The sequence below is a fragment of the Pseudomonas putida genome, from assembly GCF_028682635.1.
GTDB lineage: Bacteria > Pseudomonadota > Gammaproteobacteria > Pseudomonadales > Pseudomonadaceae > Aquipseudomonas > Aquipseudomonas putida_AE.
The window spans coordinates 305,443-323,423 of sequence record NZ_JANHLK010000001.1 but is presented as its reverse complement, the minus strand read 5'-3'; the positions used below and the strand labels follow the sequence as shown (position 1 = coordinate 323,423).

At 60.9% G+C, this 17,981-nt stretch carries 18 protein-coding genes; 5 read left to right on the top strand and 13 right to left on the bottom strand.

Going from position 1 to position 17,981, the window contains the following annotated elements; translation table 11 throughout:
- Positions 1-76 precede the first annotated feature (76 nt).
- Both NPS56_RS01510 and NPS56_RS01505 read left to right on the top strand, forming a co-directional pair.
- Positions 77-799, top strand: a complete 723-nt coding sequence (locus tag NPS56_RS01510; RefSeq protein WP_274073140.1) for a lysophospholipid acyltransferase family protein — start codon at positions 77-79, stop codon at positions 797-799.
- A 140-nt stretch (positions 800-939) separates the two neighbouring features.
- Complete coding sequence (locus tag NPS56_RS01505) at positions 940-1,911, top strand: magnesium and cobalt transport protein CorA (protein WP_274073139.1); 972 nt, start codon at positions 940-942, stop codon at positions 1,909-1,911.
- Positions 1,912-2,006: 95 nt separating this feature from the next.
- Here NPS56_RS01505 and NPS56_RS01500 read toward each other — a convergent pair whose 3' ends face one another.
- The 3 genes from NPS56_RS01500 to NPS56_RS01490 form a co-directional block, all read right to left on the bottom strand.
- Positions 2,007-2,729 (bottom strand): amidotransferase, encoded by a 723-nt coding sequence (locus NPS56_RS01500; RefSeq protein ID WP_274073138.1) that lies wholly within the window; start codon positions 2,727-2,729, stop codon positions 2,007-2,009.
- A 93-nt stretch (positions 2,730-2,822) separates the two neighbouring features.
- The gene (locus NPS56_RS01495) at positions 2,823-4,967 is read right to left on the bottom strand and encodes a 3-hydroxyacyl-CoA dehydrogenase NAD-binding domain-containing protein (RefSeq protein WP_274073137.1); all 2,145 of its coding nucleotides are present in this window, start codon (positions 4,965-4,967) and stop codon (positions 2,823-2,825) included.
- Positions 4,968-4,991: 24 nt separating this feature from the next.
- Entirely contained in the window at positions 4,992-6,197 is a 1,206-nt protein-coding gene (locus tag NPS56_RS01490) for an acetyl-CoA C-acetyltransferase (protein WP_274073136.1), read from the bottom strand.
- Between the two features lie 611 nt (positions 6,198-6,808).
- Between NPS56_RS01490 and NPS56_RS01485 the strand changes: the two genes are divergently transcribed.
- Positions 6,809-7,615 (top strand): c-type cytochrome, encoded by an 807-nt coding sequence (locus NPS56_RS01485; RefSeq protein ID WP_274073135.1) that lies wholly within the window; start codon positions 6,809-6,811, stop codon positions 7,613-7,615.
- Between the two features lie 705 nt (positions 7,616-8,320).
- Here NPS56_RS01485 and NPS56_RS01480 read toward each other — a convergent pair.
- The 7 genes from NPS56_RS01480 to NPS56_RS01450 all read right to left on the bottom strand — a co-directional run bounded on the left by NPS56_RS01480 (position 8,321) and on the right by NPS56_RS01450 (position 13,492).
- The gene (locus tag NPS56_RS01480; RefSeq protein ID WP_274073134.1) at positions 8,321-9,130 is read right to left on the bottom strand and encodes a transglutaminase family protein; all 810 of its coding nucleotides are present in this window, start codon (positions 9,128-9,130) and stop codon (positions 8,321-8,323) included.
- Complete coding sequence (locus NPS56_RS01475; RefSeq protein ID WP_274073133.1) at positions 9,127-10,077, bottom strand: alpha-E domain-containing protein; 951 nt, start codon at positions 10,075-10,077, stop codon at positions 9,127-9,129. Before NPS56_RS01475 ends, NPS56_RS01480 begins: the two co-directional genes overlap by 4 nt.
- A 12-nt stretch (positions 10,078-10,089) precedes the next feature.
- Positions 10,090-11,499 (bottom strand): circularly permuted type 2 ATP-grasp protein, encoded by a 1,410-nt coding sequence (locus NPS56_RS01470; protein WP_274073132.1) that lies wholly within the window; start codon positions 11,497-11,499, stop codon positions 10,090-10,092.
- A 302-nt stretch (positions 11,500-11,801) separates the two neighbouring features.
- On the bottom strand, positions 11,802-12,146 hold the full coding sequence (locus NPS56_RS01465) for a ribonuclease E inhibitor RraB (RefSeq protein ID WP_007971898.1): 345 nt from the start codon (positions 12,144-12,146) through the stop codon (positions 11,802-11,804).
- Positions 12,147-12,366: 220 nt separating this feature from the next.
- Positions 12,367-12,600: a hypothetical protein gene (locus NPS56_RS01460; RefSeq protein ID WP_274073131.1), complete on the bottom strand. Its 234-nt coding sequence runs from the start codon at positions 12,598-12,600 to the stop codon at positions 12,367-12,369.
- Positions 12,601-12,687: 87 nt separating this feature from the next.
- Positions 12,688-12,879: a PLDc N-terminal domain-containing protein gene (locus NPS56_RS01455; protein WP_008061810.1), complete on the bottom strand. Its 192-nt coding sequence runs from the start codon at positions 12,877-12,879 to the stop codon at positions 12,688-12,690.
- An 82-nt stretch (positions 12,880-12,961) separates the two neighbouring features.
- Positions 12,962-13,492, bottom strand: a complete 531-nt coding sequence (locus tag NPS56_RS01450) for a hypothetical protein (protein ID WP_274073130.1) — start codon at positions 13,490-13,492, stop codon at positions 12,962-12,964.
- 177 nt (positions 13,493-13,669) lie between these two features.
- Between NPS56_RS01450 and NPS56_RS01445 the strand changes: the two genes are divergently transcribed.
- Positions 13,670-15,151, top strand: coding sequence for a methyl-accepting chemotaxis protein (locus NPS56_RS01445; RefSeq protein ID WP_274073129.1), 1,482 nt, complete (start codon positions 13,670-13,672; stop codon positions 15,149-15,151).
- 120 nt (positions 15,152-15,271) lie between these two features.
- Entirely contained in the window at positions 15,272-15,637 is a 366-nt protein-coding gene (locus NPS56_RS01440; RefSeq protein ID WP_274073128.1) for an Mpo1-like protein, read from the top strand.
- A gap of 13 nt (positions 15,638-15,650) precedes the next feature.
- Here NPS56_RS01440 and NPS56_RS01435 read toward each other — a convergent pair whose 3' ends face one another.
- From NPS56_RS01435 to NPS56_RS01425, 3 genes are all read right to left on the bottom strand, one after another.
- Positions 15,651-16,448 (bottom strand): acyl-CoA thioesterase, encoded by a 798-nt coding sequence (locus tag NPS56_RS01435; protein ID WP_274073127.1) that lies wholly within the window; start codon positions 16,446-16,448, stop codon positions 15,651-15,653.
- Between the two features lie 224 nt (positions 16,449-16,672).
- A complete protein-coding gene (locus NPS56_RS01430; protein WP_274073126.1) occupies positions 16,673-17,431 on the bottom strand; it encodes a CHAD domain-containing protein in 759 nt (252 codons plus the stop codon).
- A gap of 90 nt (positions 17,432-17,521) precedes the next feature.
- On the bottom strand, positions 17,522-17,800 hold the full coding sequence (locus NPS56_RS01425; RefSeq protein ID WP_008061821.1) for a hypothetical protein: 279 nt from the start codon (positions 17,798-17,800) through the stop codon (positions 17,522-17,524).
- Positions 17,801-17,981 lie beyond the last annotated feature (181 nt).

The following is a 17,981-nucleotide window of genomic DNA, read 5'->3' as shown; positions in this document are numbered from 1 at the left end:
GCCTCAATAGTGGCAATTGCCGAAAACAGTGCACATCCGTACACTGCGCCACCTTTTGTCCCGGTGGGGCCTGCAAATGCTCTTTGCTTTACGTATGTCATTGATGGCCCTGCACTTTATCGTGGCGGGCGTGCTGGGCGTGGTGCTAGGCCTGTGTCGCCCGTTCAATCCGGACAACAGCCGCCTGTGCGCGCGCCTCTATGCGTGGCCGGCGATGTGCATCTTGCGCCTGCGGGTAAAAGCCGACGTCGGGCCATTGATGGATAAACCCGACAGCTGCGTGATCATTGCCAACCATCAGTCCAACTACGATTTGTTCGTGTTTGGCAATGTAGTACCCCGCCGTACGGTGTGCATCGGTAAAAAGAGCCTGAAATGGGTGCCATTGTTCGGTCAGTTGTTCTGGCTGGCCGGCAATGTGCTGATCGACCGTGGCAATGCGCACAAGGCGCGTCAGTCGATGTTGACCACCACCCATACCCTGCAAAACGAAGACACTTCGATCTGGGTTTTCCCGGAGGGCACACGCAATCTGGGCGAAGAGCTGTTGCCGTTCAAAAAAGGCGCTTTCCAGATGGCCATCGCGGCGGGGGTGCCAATCGTCCCGGTGTGTGTCAGCAGTTACGTCAAACACATGCGATTGAACCGCTGGCGCAGTGGGAAAATTCTGATCCGTTCCTTGCCGGCCATTCCTACTGCGGGATTGAGCCTGGATGACATGCCCATGTTGATCGCCCAGTGCCGCGAGCAGATGCGCGAGTGCATCGATTCGATGGATCGGCAGCTGCAGGCTGCTTGAAAATGCAGCACGTCCAGTCGATAAACCCAACGACTGGACGGGCGCCTTCGCCGGCAAGCCGGGCTCCTACAAGATTTCACTGACTCCCGGTAGCAGACAAGGCTAAGCTGAACGCTGCCAAGAAGAAGTGAATCAACATCATGGGTAGAGTTGTTGCTGCTGCCGTTTACAGCGCTGGTAAGAAAGTCACCAATATCACCCTCGACGAAGGCGCCGCCTGGGCTGCGAAGCCGGGGCACTTCGTCTGGATCGGCCTCGAAGAGCCGAATGAAGAGGAACTGTACAACCTGCAACGCCAGTTCAACCTGCATGAACTGGCCATTGAAGACGCCCTGGAAAAACACAGCCGCCCGAAGCTGGAAACCTTTGGCGATGCGCTGTTCATTGTCACGTATTCGCCCATCATGGAAGATGGCAAACTCAAATTCATCGAGACGCATATCTTTGCCGGCAACGGCTACATCATTACCGCGCGTAACGGTCATTCGGCGTCCTACGCCTATGTAAGGCAGCGTTGTGAGGCGCGTCCGTTGTTGCTGGAGCACGGGGAAGATTTCGTACTCTATGCCATCCTCGACTTCGTCATTGAAAACTACCAGCCGATGGGCGAAGCCATCCATGCGCAGATCGACGAGCTGGAACGCAACGTCATGTGCAGCTCACTGAACGAGCGCGACATTCAAAAACTCCACAGCCTGCGCCGCGATGTATTGCGCTTGCGCCGTTTCGCGGCGCCGATGGTGGAGATCGGTGAAGAACTGCAAAAGCTGAGCTTCCCCTTCATCGACAAGAACATGCGCCCGTACTTTCGCGATGTGCAGATTCATGTGACGCGGCAGATGGAAGACCTGACGACCCTGGCGGACATTGCCAGCCAGACCATCGAGGTCGGGGTCTTGCTCGAGGCCTCACGCCAGAGCGTAGTGCAGCGCAAGTTCGCGGCCTGGGCGGCCATCCTGGCGTTCCCGACGGCGGTGGCGGGGATCTACGGGATGAACTTCCAGAACATGCCGGAGTTGACCTGGCATTACGGATATTTCGGGGTTCTGGGATTTATTGCGGTGGGGTGTGTGGGGTTGTGGGCGAGCTTCAAGAAGTCGGGGTGGTTGTAGGCGAGACCGAGGCGTTCGTGAGAATCGCTGTAAGAGCTGGCTTGCCAGCGAAGGCGACCGGCCTGACACACCGCGTTCGCCGGCAAGCCAGGCTCCTACACGGTTTCTGGCTTGTGCGCCACAAAACGCATCATCCACTCGGCGACGGTCGTGCCGTGGTGCTCATGCTCCAGGCTGGCCATGCCTTTGGAATAAATCTGCTCGCCCAGCGCCTGCTGGCGAATTTCCAGCAAGGCCCGGGAATAGTCGTGGATGAATTCCGGATGCCCCTGGAAGCACAGCACCTGATCGTTGATGTGGTAGGCGGCGAACGGGCAGAAATCGCTGGAGGCGATGACCGTGGCGTTTTCCGGTAGCGAGGTAACCTGGTCCTGGTGACTGATCAACAGGGTCAGCTCTTCGCGCACCGGACTCATCCAGGGCGCCTTGGCGGCCAGTTTGTAATTATGGGTGCCAACGCCCCAGCCCTGGGTCGCACGTTCGCTTTTGCCGCCCAGCAGCAGCGCCAGCAACTGGTGGCCGAAGCACACGCCCAGCAGCTTGTCGCCGCGCTCGTAGCGCTTGAGCAAGTAGGCCCTGAGGGTTTCGATCCACGGGTCGGTGCCAAAGGAATCGGCCTTGCTGCCGGTCACAAGGTAAGCGTCGAACGTCAGGTCATCGCCGGGATACTCGCCCTGCATCACGTTATAGACGGTGAAATCGGCGGCGATCGGTTGCTGCGAAAACAGGTGTTTGAACATCTGCCCGTAGCCCTGATATTGGTCAACCAATTCCGGACGCAGGATGTCGGTTTCCAGAATGCAGATGCGTAACGACATAAAAAATACCTGACACGTGATGGGAATAATGCACACCCCAGAGCCTGCCTTGAACACCGTGACAAGGCAAGCCCCGCAGTGTGTCACCTATCCCTAAAACGCCTCCCCTTTGGCGGCTTTCTCCAGTAGCAGCGCGGGCGGTGCAAAGCGCTCGCCGTATTGCCCGGCCAGATACTGGGCGCGGGCGACGAAGTCCTGGACCCCGTACTGATTGATGAACTGCAGTGCACCGCCGGTCCAGGCGGCGAAGCCGATGCCGAAGATCGAGCCGACGTTGGCATCCGCCGTCGAAGTCAGCACGCCCTCCTCCACACAGCGCACGGTCTCGATGGCTTGCACGAACAGCAGGCGATCGCGCACATCCTTTGGCGAAATCTGCCCGTCGGCCTTTTCGAAGCGGGTTTTCAGTTCCGGCCATAGATGTTTTTGGCCACCCGCCGGGTATTCATAAAAACCACCCCCGGCGGCCTTGCCCGGACGCTTGTACTCGTTGAGCAGCAAGTCGATCACGGCGTAGGCCGGGTGTTCGATCAGCGCCTTGCCTTCTGCCTGCAAGTCTTTGGCGGTTTGCTGGCGGATATGGCTCATGAGGCTGAGGGAAACTTCGTCGGAGATCGCCAATGGCCCGACCGGCATGCCGGCCTTGCGCGCCTCGGTCTCGATCATCGCCGCGCAAACCCCTTCACCCAGCATGGCAATGCCTTCATTGGTGAAGGTGCCGAACACCCGAGAGGTGAAGAAACCGCGACTGTCGTTGACCACGATCGGGGTTTTCCGGATCTGCAGGACGTAATCGAATCCCCGAGCCAGGGTTTCGTCGCTGGTGCTGGCGCCCTTGATGATTTCCACCAAGGGCATTTTTTCCACGGGGCTGAAGAAATGCAGGCCGATGAACTTGCTCGGGTCCGGCACCGCCGTGGCCAGGCCACTGATCGGCAGGGTCGAAGTGTTGGAGGCAATCACCGCATCCGCGCCCACCACTTGTTGCGCGGCCAATGTGACCTTGGCCTTCAACTCACGGTCCTCGAACACCGCTTCGATGATCAGGTCGCAACCCGCCAGTTCGGCATCGTTGTCGCTGGTATGGATACGCGCCAGCACGGCTTCACGTTGCTCGGCGCTGATCTGCCGGCGTGCCACCTTCTTGTCCAGCAACGCCGCCGAGTGCGCCTTGCCCTTCTCGGCCGCCGCCAGGGTGATGTCCTTGAGCACCACATCGATACCGGCCGACGCGCTGACAAACGCGATGCCCGCCCCCATCATCCCGGCGCCGAGCACCCCGACTTTTTTCGTCACATAAGGCGCGAAACCTTGAGGACGCGAACCGCCGGCATTGATTTCGTTGAGCTGGAACCAGAAGGTGCCGATCAGGTTTTTCGACACCTGGCCGGTGGTCAGCTCGGTGAAGTAACGGGTTTCGATCAAGTGCGCCGTGTCGAAATCCACCTGGGCGCCCTCCACCGCGGCGCAGAGGATTTTCTCCGGCGCGGGCAGTGTGCCCTGGGTTTTGCTGCGCAGGATCGACGGCGCAATCGCCAGCATTTGCGCGACTTTCGGGTTCGCCGGTGTGCCACCGGGAATCTGATGGCCCTTCACGTCCCAGGGCTGAACCGCCGCCGGGTTGGCAATGATCCAACTGCGCGCCTTGCTCAGCAGTGCCTCGCGATCCACCGCCAGTTCATCGATCAAGCCCGCCTGCAAGGCCTGCTGCGGGCGAATCTTCTTACCTTCGAGCAGGTACGGCAGGGCCTTTTCAATGCCCAGCATACGCACCATGCGCACCACCCCGCCGCCACCCGGCAGCAGGCCGAGGGTCACTTCCGGCAGGCCGAGTTGCACCGAGGGATCGTCCAGCGCGATGCGGTGATGGCAGGCCAGGCAGATTTCCCAGCCACCGCCCAGCGCCGCGCCATTGATCGCGGCGACCACGGGTTTACCGAGGGTTTCCAGGGTGCGCAGTTGGCCCTTGAGCGTGAGCACCCTGTCAAAAAAAGCCTTGGCCTGGGGTTTGCCGACCTTGATCAGCTCATTGAGGTCGCCGCCGGCAAAAAAGGTTTTCTTGGCCGAGGTGATGATCACCCCCGCGATGTCGTCCTTGTCGGCCACCAGGCGGGCGACACACTCGGCCATGGCCTCGCGGTAGACCGCATTCATGGTATTGGCGCTCTGGCCCGGCATGTCGATAGTCAGGACGACGATCCGGTCCTGGCCCTTTTCGTAACGAATGGCTTGGTTCATAGACAGGTTCCTTGAAGTCCGGGTTCAGAGGCGTTCGATGATGGTGGCAATGCCCATGCCGCCGCCGACACACAGGGTCGCCAGGCCATAACGCAGGTGCCGGGCTTGCAGCTCATCGAGCAGCGTGCCGAGAATGGCGCAGCCTGTTGCGCCCAACGGGTGGCCCATGGCAATGGAACCGCCGTTGACATTGACCTTGTCCGGTTCGATGGCCATGTCCTTGATGAACTTCAACACCACCGAGGCAAACGCTTCGTTGACCTCGAACAGGTCAATGTCTTCGACCCGCAGCCCGGCCTTGGCCAACGCCTTGCGGGTGGCCGGCGCGGGGCCGGTGAGCATCAGGGTCGGGTCGGTGCTGGTGACCGCCGTGGCGACGATCCGCGCCCGTGGCTGCAGGCTCAACGCCAGGCCCTTGGCTTCGGAGCCGATCAACATCAACGCCGCGCCATCGACGATTCCGGAACTGTTGCCGGGGGTGTGGACATGATTGATCCGCTCCACCTGGCTGTAGACCCGCAGCGCGGTGGCGTCGAAACCCATTTGTCCGATCATTTCGAAACTAGGCTTGAGCTTGCCCAGGCCTTCCAGGGTCGATTCGGCGCGGATGAACTCATCATGATTGAGCAGGATGATGCCGTTCTGGTCCTGCACCGGCACCAATGACTGTTTGAATGAGCCATCGGCCCGCGCCCGCGCGGCTTTCTGTTGCGAGTGCAGCGCATAGGCATCGACGTCCTGACGGCTGAAGCCTTCAAGCGTGGCGATCAGATCGGCGCTCACACCCTGGGGAATGAAATGGCCGTGAAGGTTGGTTGCCGGGTCCAGCGCCCACGCCCCGCCGTCGCTGCCCATGGGGACTCGCGACATCGACTCGACGCCGCCGACCACCACCAGGTCTTCGAAACCGGAACGGACTTTCATCGCCCCCAGGTTCACCGCCTCCAGCCCCGAGGCGCAGAAACGATTGATCTGCACACCGGCCACGCTGACGTCCCAATCCGCCACCTGGACCGCGGTCTTGGCGATGTCGGAGCCTTGATCGCCAATGGGCGTCACGCAACCGAGCACCACGTCATCGACCTGGCTGGTATCCAGGTCGGTTCGCTGTTGCAGCGCCGTGAGCAACCCGGCCACCAGGCTCACCGGCTTGACGCCATGCAAGGCACCGTTGGCCTTGCCTTTGCCACGGGGCGTACGTAACGCGTCGAAAATGAAAGCTTGGGTCATGACGTCCTCGAACCGCAATGCAGGTGAGAAAAATACAGCCCTCACTGTTGGCCCATGGCGTCATGGATTCAATGACCGCAGCGCTCACTGGCATTGACGCTCACGCTCAGACGGACGGTCATCCCGCAGCCGGTGAACCGGTTCAGGACACGCAGGTGTCTAGCAAAAGGCCGCCCAAGAAGCTGGCAATAGGCCTCATGCCTTTTTAATAGCATCTTGTGAGAACACCATACTAAATGGATCTAAACCAAGCGTGACGCGGGCTCTAAGGTGAAGGTGTACGAAGTTGTCGTCGGGTTTTGCCGAGGCGCTCGTCCTACAGGAAGTGCAGCGTTTGCCGTCAGGAGATGTGCAGGCAGGCATCAGGAAATAACAAAAAAAAGGCGGTCAGCCATGTTCAAACAATCGAAAGTTCGTCAAGCCGGGCTCATTCTTTTCGCCACCACTCTGTTGTTGATTTTGCCGAACCTGACCAAGGTAATCGGATAGTCGTTCTTTGGAAAACGGCGCCAGATGTTTTATCGCCAAGTAAAAATGTGACTGGCTTCCTTCTCGGGCCAGCGTGGCTGTGCCAACCTTTGCGGCACTTCCACGACAGGGATGGCGATCATTTGAAAACGCTCATTGTGTTCGGGGCCCTGCTGCTCAGCACGCCTCTTCATGCCGCACAGCTGAACCTGGAGCTGGGCGCGAACAGTCGCACGTGGCAAACCGAGGAGCTGCTCAAGCACCCTCAGGTGCAAACCATCAACATCAGCAATGACGTGTCCTACAAGCGTGACATGGCCTACCGCGCCGTGCCGCTGGCCGCGCTATTGACCGACATCAAGCCTGACGACCACCTGCAAGCCGTGGCGCTGGACGGCTTTGCCGCCGAGCTGGCAGCCGCCCCGCTGCTCAACACCCAGGGCGCGCGTGCCTGGCTGGCGATCGAAGACCCCGCTAAGCCATGGCCACCGCTGGCGGAAGGCAAGCACAGCGCCGGGCCGTTTTACCTGGTCTGGACCGATCCGCGGGCAGGCAACATCAGCCCGGAACAATGGCCGTTCGAGGTCGCCAGCATCAAGCGCATGGCCCCCGTGGCCGAGCGCTTCCCTGCCCTGCTGCCGGATCCTGCGCTGAAGGCCGATGACCCGGTCAACCAGGGTTTTGCGCTGTTCCAGAAAAACTGCCTGGCGTGCCATCGCTTGAATGGCGCCGGGGATGCGCAGTTCGGCCCGGACCTGAATATTCCGTATAACCCGACCGAGTACTTCGGCGCGGATTTCCTCAAGCGCTATATCCGCGACCCGCAGAGTTTGCGCCAATGGCCCCAGGCGAAGATGCCGGGGTTCTCGGCCGAGGTGTTGCCGGATGAGGACCTGGGGATGCTGGTGGGGTATTTGCAGCATATGGTCGGGCGCAAGATCAAGCCCTGAACCCCTTGTAGGGGCCCGGCTTGCCGGCGAAGGCGTCCGATAGACTGGCGCAATGTTCAAGGACGCCTTCGCTGTAGGAGCTGGCTTGCCAGCGAAGGCGCCCGGAAGACCAGTGCAATGTTTAAGGTCGCCTTCGCTGTAGGAGCTGGCTTGCCAGCGAAGGCGCCCGGAAGACCAGTGCAATGTTCAAGGACGCCTTCGCCGGCAAGCCGGGCTCCTACAGGGCGAAGGCGGCCGATAGTCTGGCGCAGTGTTCAAGGACGCCTTCGCTGTAGGAGCTGGCTTGCCAGCGAAGGCGCCCGGAAGACCAGTGCAATGTTTAAGGACGCCTTCGCCGGCAAGCCGGGCTCCTACAGGGCGAAGGCGGCCGATAGACTGGCGCAGTGTTCAAGGACGCCTTCGCTGTAGGAGCTGGCTTGCCAGCGAAGGCGCCCGGAAGACCAGTGCAATGTTCAAGGACGCCTTCGCCGGCAAGCCGGGCTCCTACAGGAGAAGGCGGCCGATAGTCTGGTGCAATGTTTAAGGACGCCTTCGCCGGCAAGCCGGGCTCCTACAGGGCGAAGGCGGCCGATAGTCTGGCGCAATGTTTAAGGACGCCTTCGCCGGCAAGCCGGGCTCCTACAGGGCGAAGGCGTCCGATAGTCTGGCGCAATGTTCAAGGACGCCTTCGCCGGCAAGCCGGGCTCCTACAGGGTGTGCAGCTGATTACTGTTGTTGCACCGAGATGACCGGTGCGGGCGTCGGGGATACAAACACCTTCGCATGCATCTGCTCACACCCACCCCCGCGGCGCATGCCACGTACCGGGCAGGCGTCCAGGTAATCCAGGCCCACCGCCAGTTTCAGGTGCCGCTCCGGTCGCGCCAGTTCATTGGTCACATCGAAGCTGTACCAGGCGTCATCCAGCCAGGCTTCGGCCCAGGCATGACTGGCCAGGTGTTCGCTGTTTTCGCTGTACAGGTACCCCGACACATAACGCGACGGGATGCCCAGGCTGCGCGCGCAGGCGAGGAATGCGTGGGTGTGGTCCTGGCACACGCCCGAACGCCCGGCGAAAGCCTGCGCGGCGCTGGTGTCCACTTCGGTGGAGCCCGGTGTGTAGGTCATGTGCTGGTTCAGGCCGTGCATCAGGTCGATCAGCGCCGTGCGATCGCGGCGCTGCTTGCACGCCTTGTCGGCGAAGGCGCGCAGCGCCTGGTCGGCCTCGGTCAGCCGGGTGAAACGCAGGAACGGCAAGGCCGACTGGCTCTCATGCTCAGCCTCGCGCAGCTCGTCGATGTCGACCTGGCCACGGGCGCCGATGATGATCGCCTCGTGGGGCTCGTCCATGGTCAGCACATGCAGGATGTTGCCGAACGGATCAAGTTGCGCGCGCACTGGCCGCGGCAGATCCAGCTGCCAGCTGAGCACGTGCTGGCGCTCGCTGTCGTGGGGGGTCAGCCGCAGGTACTGGATGCTCGCCCGCACCTGATCCTCGTAGTGATAGGTGGTCTCGTGGCTTATGGAAAGTCTCATGCAGCCTCCAGGTAGGAACTGTGAATGGCATTGCCCAGCTGGCGCACCAGCGGGATGAACTCGGTGAGCCAGGCATGCAGGCCTTCGTCGAGAATTTCGCTGATGCCGGTGTAGCGCAATCGCGCATCGATCTCCGCCGCCAGGCGCTGTGCCGGGCGGCCGTTGGCCCCGGGAAGCTGGGCGAGGATCTGGTCGATTTCTTCGGTGCAGGCGCGCAACGAGCGCGGCACATCGGCGCGCAGCAGCAGCAACTCGGCCACATGCCGGGCACCGGGTGCGTCACGGTAGATCTCTGTGTACGCCTCGAAAGACGACAAGGCCCGCAACAAGGCGCTCCACTGGTAGTAGGCGTGGGCCGTGCCGTCGCTGACCGCTTCGGCCTGGTCGCCGGCCATTTCATAGCGGGCATCGAGCAGGCGCAGGGTGTTGTCGGCCCTTTCGATGAACGTCCCCAGGCGAATGAAGCGGAACGCGTCATTGCGCATGATGGTGCCGTAGGACGCGCCACGAAACAGGTGGGAACGCTCCTTGATCCACTCGCAGAAACGGCTCATGCCGTAGCGGCTCAGGCCCTGTTGGGCAATGCCGCGAATCTCCAGCCAGGTGGCGTTGATGTTTTCCCACATGTCGGCGGTGATGCGCCCACGCACTGCATGGGCACTGGCCCGCGCCGCGCCGAGGCAACTGTAGATGCTCGCCGGGTTCTCCGCGTCCAGGGCAAAGAAATGCAACAGCCGTTCGGCATGCAGCGCGCCGTGGCGTTCGAGGTAATCATCCAGGGTGCCGGTGATCAGCAGCGGCATGGCCAGTTCGTGCAGGCCGTCGCCCCGGCCATCCTGCGGCATCAGCGACAGCGAATAACTGATGTCGAGCATCCGTGCGAGGTTTTCCGCCCGCTCCAGGTAACGCGACATCCAATACAAATCCGAGGCAGTTCTACTTAACATGTCAGGCTTCCTTCATTCCTCGACCACCCAGGTGTCCTTGGTTCCGCCGCCCTGGGAGGAGTTCACCACCAGGGAGCCTTCGCGCAGGGCGACACGGGTCAAACCGCCGGGTACGACCCGGGTTTCGCGGCCAGACAATACAAACGGACGCAGGTCGATGTGGCGTGGTGCGATGCCGCTTTCGACAAAGGTCGGACAGGTCGACAAAGACAGCGTCGGCTGCGCGATGTAGGCATGGGGCTTGGCGATAATGCGCGCGCGGAAGGCTTCGATTTCCGCCGCGGTGGCCGCCGGCCCCACCAGCATTCCGTAGCCGCCGGAGCCCTGGGTCTCCTTGACCACCAGCTCTGGAAGATTGGCCAGAACGTGGGAAAGTTCAGATGGATTACGACACTGCCACGTGGGCACGTTCTTCAGGATCGGCTCTTCGTCCAGATAGAAACGGATCATGTCGGTGACGAACGGATACACCGATTTGTCGTCCGCCACCCCGGTACCGATGGCGTTCGCCAACACGACATTGCCGGAACGATAGGACGACAACAGCCCCGGCACGCCCAGCATCGAATCGGGATTGAACGCCAGCGGGTCGAGGAACGCATCGTCGAGACGGCGGTAGATCACGTCGACGGCCTTGGGTCCGTCGGTGGTGCGCATGAACACCTTGTCGTCGCGCACGAACAGATCCGCGCCCTCCACCAGCTCGACGCCCATTTCCCGCGCCAGGAACGCATGCTCGAAGAACGCGCTGTTGAAGCGCCCCGGTGTCAGCACCACGACACTCGGGTTATCGATCGGGCTGGAGCTCTTCAGGGTGTCGAGCAACAGGTTCGGGTAATGGTCGATCGGGGCGATGCGCTGGGCCGCAAACAGCTCGGGGAACAGGCGCATCATCATCTTGCGGTCTTCGAGCATGTAGCTGACGCCGCTGGGTGTACGCAGGTTGTCTTCGAGCACGTAGTAGGTGCCGTCACTGTCGCGCACCAGGTCGACGCCGGAAATGTGCGAATAGATATCCCGGTGCAGGTCGAGCCCCTGCATAGCCAACTGGTATTGCTCGTTGGCCAGCACTTGCTCGGCGGGAATGATCCCGGCCTTGATGATGCGTTGCTCGTGGTACAGGTCGGCGAGGAACATGTTCAGCGCCTTGACCCGCTGGATGCAGCCGCGCTCGACCACCCGCCATTCACTGGCGGGGATGCTGCGCGGGATGGTGTCGAAGGGAATCAGGCGCTCTGTCCCCTGCTCATCACCGTAGAGCGTGAAGGTAATCCCGGCGCGATGAAACAACAGATCGGCCTCGCGTCGCCGTTGTGCCAGAAGCTCGTCAGGCGTTTCGGCCAGCCAACGGGCAAACTCCCGATAATGCGGGCGGACCTGGCCGCCGGCATCGTACATTTCATCAAAATAGGTGCGGATCATGCCGTACTCCTTGTCACCCGGACATCCAGGCCTTCGCAAGGCCCGTGCCATCGGCAGAAACGCTTAGATTTCAATCGGTTGGATATTCACTACGCGAGCACCGCACCAATCCTGTGCGGCAAATGCCCCAACCTGACTGCCCCCGCTTCATTGCAAGGCGTTGTTGTCGCCCATCACTAGCATAGTCTGTAGGAGCCGGCTTGCCGGTCTCCTGCAAAGCCGTGTGGAATTTCCCATCGGCACAAACGAAAACGGCCAACCCGAAGGTCAGCCGTCATTGCCGAGTGTCACTTTTCATAAGATTATGCGAGTCGCCCTCGTACCTCCTGTTTCACACCCCAGCCTTCGATGATGCCGCCCAGAGGCTCTACCACTGCCTCGAAACCCTGTTCGAAATCGCCAATGTCGTCGTAGGTCGCATACATGACCTTGCACAATTCCAACGCCCAGGCGCCATCGTCGCGCACACTGACTTGCGCATCCAGGGATTCACCACGGTGAAAATGTCCTGCCGCCCTGCGTGCCCGCTCCTCGTCCGGGAAAATGGCGTAGAACTCGATGGGATGGAACCGGGAAAAGTCGAAACCGCCTTCTTTCATGCGGCGCAGCACACTGCTGCTGATGTCTTCTTGATAGGCTGTGCTCATGAAACGTCCTCCTCAAACTGATGGATAGACTTTCCGTACTCCCTGGGTGCGCGACCCAGAGGGTACGCACGAATCGACAACCAGATGTCGATGGGAAACAAGCATGGAGCTGACAAGACCAGACCTTAGCGATCCATTCGCTGATCTCGATTGCAGAGTAGCCCCAAGATAGAGGCGCTGCCAAGGCCTGGTTTTACAGCAGTCAAGGACAAGAAGTGGTTCAGATGGGGGTAATGCTGCGGATTTCGATACTGTTCTGGGTTTTCAGGTTTTTTACGCCTGCATCGCTGGTTCGCCCCTCCAGATCATTCAGATCCAGTTCGGCGGCCACAGGAAGGAGCCGTTCCTTGATGAGTCTGGCGGCCTGCTCGTGATTCGGGCACTCCTCGCACTCGAAGACTTCGTCGATTACTTCACCATGATCATCCACGAAAGTGACTTTCCACTTTTGCATCGGTGCCTCCTCGATAAAACCCATGAATGGGCCTACATCTATCTCGACCTTGGACGCCGGGCAAATGTTCCGGCGAGTGTTCTTTCGTCAGACGCGTACATTTCCTCGCGGCCCTGCGATGGCCCAGATGATCAGGCCCAGAACCGGCAGCAACAGGATCAACAGCACCCAGAAGATCTTCATCCCGGTCTCGGCGCCGCTTTTGAGCACGTTGATGATTGCCCAGATGTCCAAGGCAAGAATGATCAGGCCAACCAGGCTATTGAACGTGGAACCCATGATGACGCTCCCGAAGAGTGGTATGCCCTCATAGGATAGCCGGCCCTGACCAGGGTTCCTTTTTTTTGACAGCTTTACCGATTCAGACGTGGATCGCCACTTTCAAGGCTTCCAGCGAGGGGGCGGCGGCGATGCCGACTTCGGCGCACAGCTCCAGTACCCGTGGCACGGCATTGCCGTAGACCAGGACCACTTGCAGTTCATCATCCAGCAACTGGCTGAAGTTCATCAGCGTGTAACCGCCGTTTTCCTTGTTCAGGCTGCTCATCTGCACCTGGATGCGATTGAGCGCGGTCAGGGCTTCGGTCTTGGCCAGCTGCTTGGGTTTGAGATTGAACTCCACCCCCGGGCCGAACGAGGCAACGATCTGGGCAAACAGGTCCATGTAGGTGTCGGCCTGGAACAGCACGGTCTCGGGCAGGCTGCCAACGACCACCCACTCACCCAGCGGGATCGGGAAAGTATCGTCGTAGTTGATGTCCGGGTTGGCGCTCAGGAAAGCCGCTGGATCAGCGTAGGCCTGGGCCGCTTCGTCGGCGACTTTCTCGATTTCGTCATCGCCCATGCACCCGGAGCTGATGTTGCTGATGAGTTCGATGAGTGCGGCTTTCATGGAGGCGGATCCTGTAGCAAGTAAATTTCTGGGCGCGAAGGATAGCGCATTACGCCCGGCGATGGCGGCGAGCAAACATTGCTCGTGATCTTGACCCACATCAAGCGATCAGCCTACGAGTAGCGGCACAATAATGGCACCTTGCCAAAACTGTTTCCGCTATCAGAGAAGACCTCCATGGGTGCCTGGCTTAGCAACATCTCGTTGAAGTACAAATTCTGGGCGGTCAATGCCGTCGCCTTCGTCACCACGCTCCTGCTGGTGTTTTATGCCGTGCACCTCGAGCAACAGGCCCGAAGTCATGCCGCCCAGGCATCGGCCCAGGCTCAGGCGCGACTGCTCGCAGACTGGCCTGCCGGGCAGCCGCTGCCCAAGGCAGAGCATCTGCTGACTTTCGATCAGGGCCAGGCACCGATGCTCAACGGCCAGCCGCTGCAGGCACTGGCGGATGCCAACGGCTGGGTCGAACTCAATGCGTTGCCGTATGTCGGTGACAACCTGCCGATCGGCGCCGAAGTCTTCACCCGCGTTGATGGTCAGCGGGTCGCGCTGATTGCCCATGGCCCAAGCCTGGCCCAGGTGTTTGGCGAGCGTTTCGCCAACTATGCGGTGGCGGTGTTCATCCTGATGCTGGCGATGCTTGGCGCCTCACAGTTGTTGATCCGTTTTTTGCTCAGCCAGCTCAATACCTTGAAGGACGTGATGCTGCACGTCGAAAAAACCGGTGACCTGTCGGCCCGCGTCCCGCTGACCTGCAGCGACGAAGTCGGGCAGATGGCCAACGCTTTCAACGCCATGCAGGCCGGTTACCAACGCGTGGTCGGCACCGTCGCCAGCACGGTCCGGCAACTGGACGACGGTGCCGCACGCCTGGCCTCGAGCATGAATGAAGTGCGTCACGGCATGCTGGGCCAGCAGAGCGAAACCGATCAGGCGGCGACGGCCATCAATGAAATGACCGCCACCGTCTACCACATCGCCCAGCACGCCGGTGCCACCCGCGACCTGTCGCAATCTGCCGACACCCTGGCCGGCAGCGGCCAGGAAGTGGTGATGCGCGTGCAGCGATCGATTGCCGGGCTGTCGACCGGGGTGCAGCAGACCGCCGAGATGATCCAGCGCCTGGCCGAGGACAGCCAAAAGATCAACGGGGTGGTCAATGTGATTCACAGCATTGCCGAGCAGACCAATCTGCTGGCGCTGAACGCGGCGATCGAAGCGGCCCGGGCCGGTGAAATGGGCCGTGGCTTTGCGGTGGTCGCCGATGAAGTGCGCAACCTGGCCAAGCGCGTGCAAACCTCCACCGATGAAATCACCGTGATGGTGTCCGCGTTGCAATCAGGCACTCGCGATGCGGTGGACTTCATGCAGGAGAGTTCATTCAAGGCCGACGAATGCGTACAGCAGGCGCAGGAGGCTGGGGCCGCGTTGGCGCAGATCACCGGGGCGGTGGCGCAGATGCGCGAAAGCAACACCCAGATCGCCGTGGCGGCCGAGCAACAGAGCCAGGTGGCCGAAGAGATGAACCGCGCGGTGGTGAGCATTCGCGATGTGACCGAGAACACGGTGCGCCAGACTGTCAGTTCGGCAACCACCAGTGACGAGCTGGCGGCGTTGGCCGGTCAGTTGAGCAAGGCGATCGGGCAGCTCAAGCTGTAACGGCCAACATCGAGAATGCCCATGATCGCTATCGCTTCGATAGCCAAGCTTGATTCGCCGCCTGCAATGACCGGGCCTATCCTTGATTCATCAGTTCAACATGGATCGAGGATCAGCATCATGGGTAAACGTCACCCCAACCTTCCCGCCTGGCAATGGCGTGCCTACCCGAACAATCACCAGCACCCGACCAACCTGGTGCTGCACCTGATCGCCGTGCCGTTGTTCATCGTCGCGTTCCTGCTGATCGTCACCGGGGTGTTCGGCCTGAACCTGGCGAACTTCGCCATCGGCATCATCGGCGTGATCGCCGCACTGGGTTTGCAGCGTCACGGCCATACCCTGGAGCTGCAAGCCGCCGAGCCGTTCAGCGATCGCAAAGACGCGGTATCGCGCCTGCTGGTCGAGCAGTTCCTGACCTTCCCGCGATTTTTTCTCAGCGGCGGCTGGTGGCGCGCCTGGCGGGAGCGCCACCGTCGGCATTGATCAGGCGAATTGATCAGGCGAACACTGTCACCGTCTGCCGGCTCATGGCAATCAAACGCCCCTCCTCGTCCCACAGTTTCGCGGCGGCATGGCCGTAGCCGTCGGCGGCGTGTTCGGTTTCGACCAGGTACTTGCACCAGTCCAGGGTGCTCAGCTGCAGTAGCGGTTGGACGAACTCGATCGTCCAGGTCAGCGTGCTGCCCATCGCCGGTTGCTTGAGGAACGGCATCAGGGCCGGTGGCCAGGCATCGACCAGCGCCAGGATATGCGCCTCGGTGACCGGCTCCTCCTTCACATCGCCGCGCAAGCGCACCCAGCCGCCCATCTGACGGGATGTACTGCCGGAAAACGGCAATCCGCCAACACTCCAGCGCATCGCCAGATGCTGCATGAATTGCGGGACCACGCCCTCGATGAAAGGCAGTTCCTGGCAGTCCTCCCAATGCTTCATCTCTGGTGCCGGCTCTGCCTGTACCTTCACTTGCGATGGACGCGAGGCGCCGAAGCTGCCCTGGACCACGGTCACCACCTGGCCCTTTTGCATCGCCCGGCCCAGCACCTGGCTGACAGCCTTGCCCTCGCGCAATACATCGACTTCAAAACTGACCGGCACGCCGGGTTCGACCGGGCCGACAAAGGTGATCGCCAGCGAGCGCACCGGCCGGTCCGCCGGCACCTGGGCGCGCATGGCTTCGTATTGCAGAGCGGCCACCAGGCCGCCGAAGCTGGCGCGCCCTTGTGCCCATCCGGCCGGGATAGACAGTTCGCGTGACTGACGGCGAACAGCGTCGAGCAGATCGCAAAAGCGCATGAAGACCTCAAGAAAAGGAAAAAGATGAGGGGATCTTAACCAGCTCACGGAGGCTGTACAGTGCCTATTCCGGTCAATTTGACTGACAGATGAGCCGTCTGTGCCCCTGTAGGAGCGAGCTTGCTCGCGATGGACGTTAACGATAACGCGTTCATCCTGAATGTACGCGGTGTCCTTGAGTCCATCGCGAGCAAGCTCGCTCCTACAAAGGGGCCGTGGGGGTTTCAGGATTTGAAACAGTCGGCGCTGAGCTTGTCCAGGACGCGGTCGGCGCGCTGTTCGGCCTTGGCCATGGTGGTTTGCCAAACGGCGACACAAGGCTGCAGATCCGCTTCCTGCTCGGCCATGGCCAGCCATTGCACACAGTCGTGCCAGTCCCCCAGAGCCCCCTGGGCTGCTTTCAAGCGGGGCATGGCGGCCTTGGGCAGGCGATCCAGTTCGGGATAGGCGTCGATGCCGTAACGCACACGCTTGATCAGCAGGCGCAAACGATGACGGTCATGGGCGGGATCGTGCAGGGCGCTGTCGAGTTTCTTCCACTGCTTGTCCAGGCGTTTTTCGATGCGCTTGACGAGCCCCTTGAGCAACCCCTGGCGTTGGGCGGCGCGCAGGAATCGCGGGAAGGCATCGAGGATCATCAGCAGCTGCGCCAGCTCATTACTGGTCGCCACCGCGGGATAAGCCTTGGCCATTTGCGCCATGCGTCGCTGCGCGGCTTGCGGTTGATCGTGCTCCAGCAAGTAGGCCGCCATCACTTCACGATCGCGCAATGGCGTGGTCAAGTCACCAACTGCGGACGCCGCCACTTCCAGCTGCTCGACGCCGGGCAAGCCACGCAAGGGTCGCAACAGGCTACGCAACCGGCGCATCGTGGTACGCAAGTCGTGCAAGGCCTCAGGGTCGGTATGGGCACTCAAGCGTGCCTGACAGGCCAGCAGACGAATTTCCAGGCCCAGGACGCGGGCCACCAGCCGGTTGATCATGGGGTTTACTCCCTAAACAGCTGCAAGCTGCAAGTTATAAGCTGCAAGCGAACTCACTTGCAGCTTGCAGCTTATAACTTGTAGCTGCTTCTATCGCCCCGCGCGCGATTCACGAATATAGAAACGCGCCTTTTCGGCCTTTTTCGAGCAGCCCTCGAAGCCTTCGAATTGCTGCTGGGTCTTGGCCGCGGTCAGCAGCGACAACGCCTTGGAGTAGCTGACGGTACCGGCGAAGCCTTCGGCCTTGGCCAGGTCCAGCTCTCGCCACGCGGCATCGAGCTGGCTGCCGCAGCTGTCGCGATAGGCGGTTTTGCCGGCACAACCGGCCAGTGCCAGGGCAATCAGTGGCACACAGATCCAGGCTTTCATTTCTTACACCTCAAAGATAGGAAAACAGTCATGCAGGTAGGACGGTCTGGCGGGCAAAAAGTGCCGTCCATCGCCAACGCAAACCCTGAGGCGGGAGAATACCCATCAGCCGCCATGGAGTGTCGAAAAAACGACCCATTCGCGCGACCGAACGACCTGCCGATTGAAGCCTGCCCCTCGA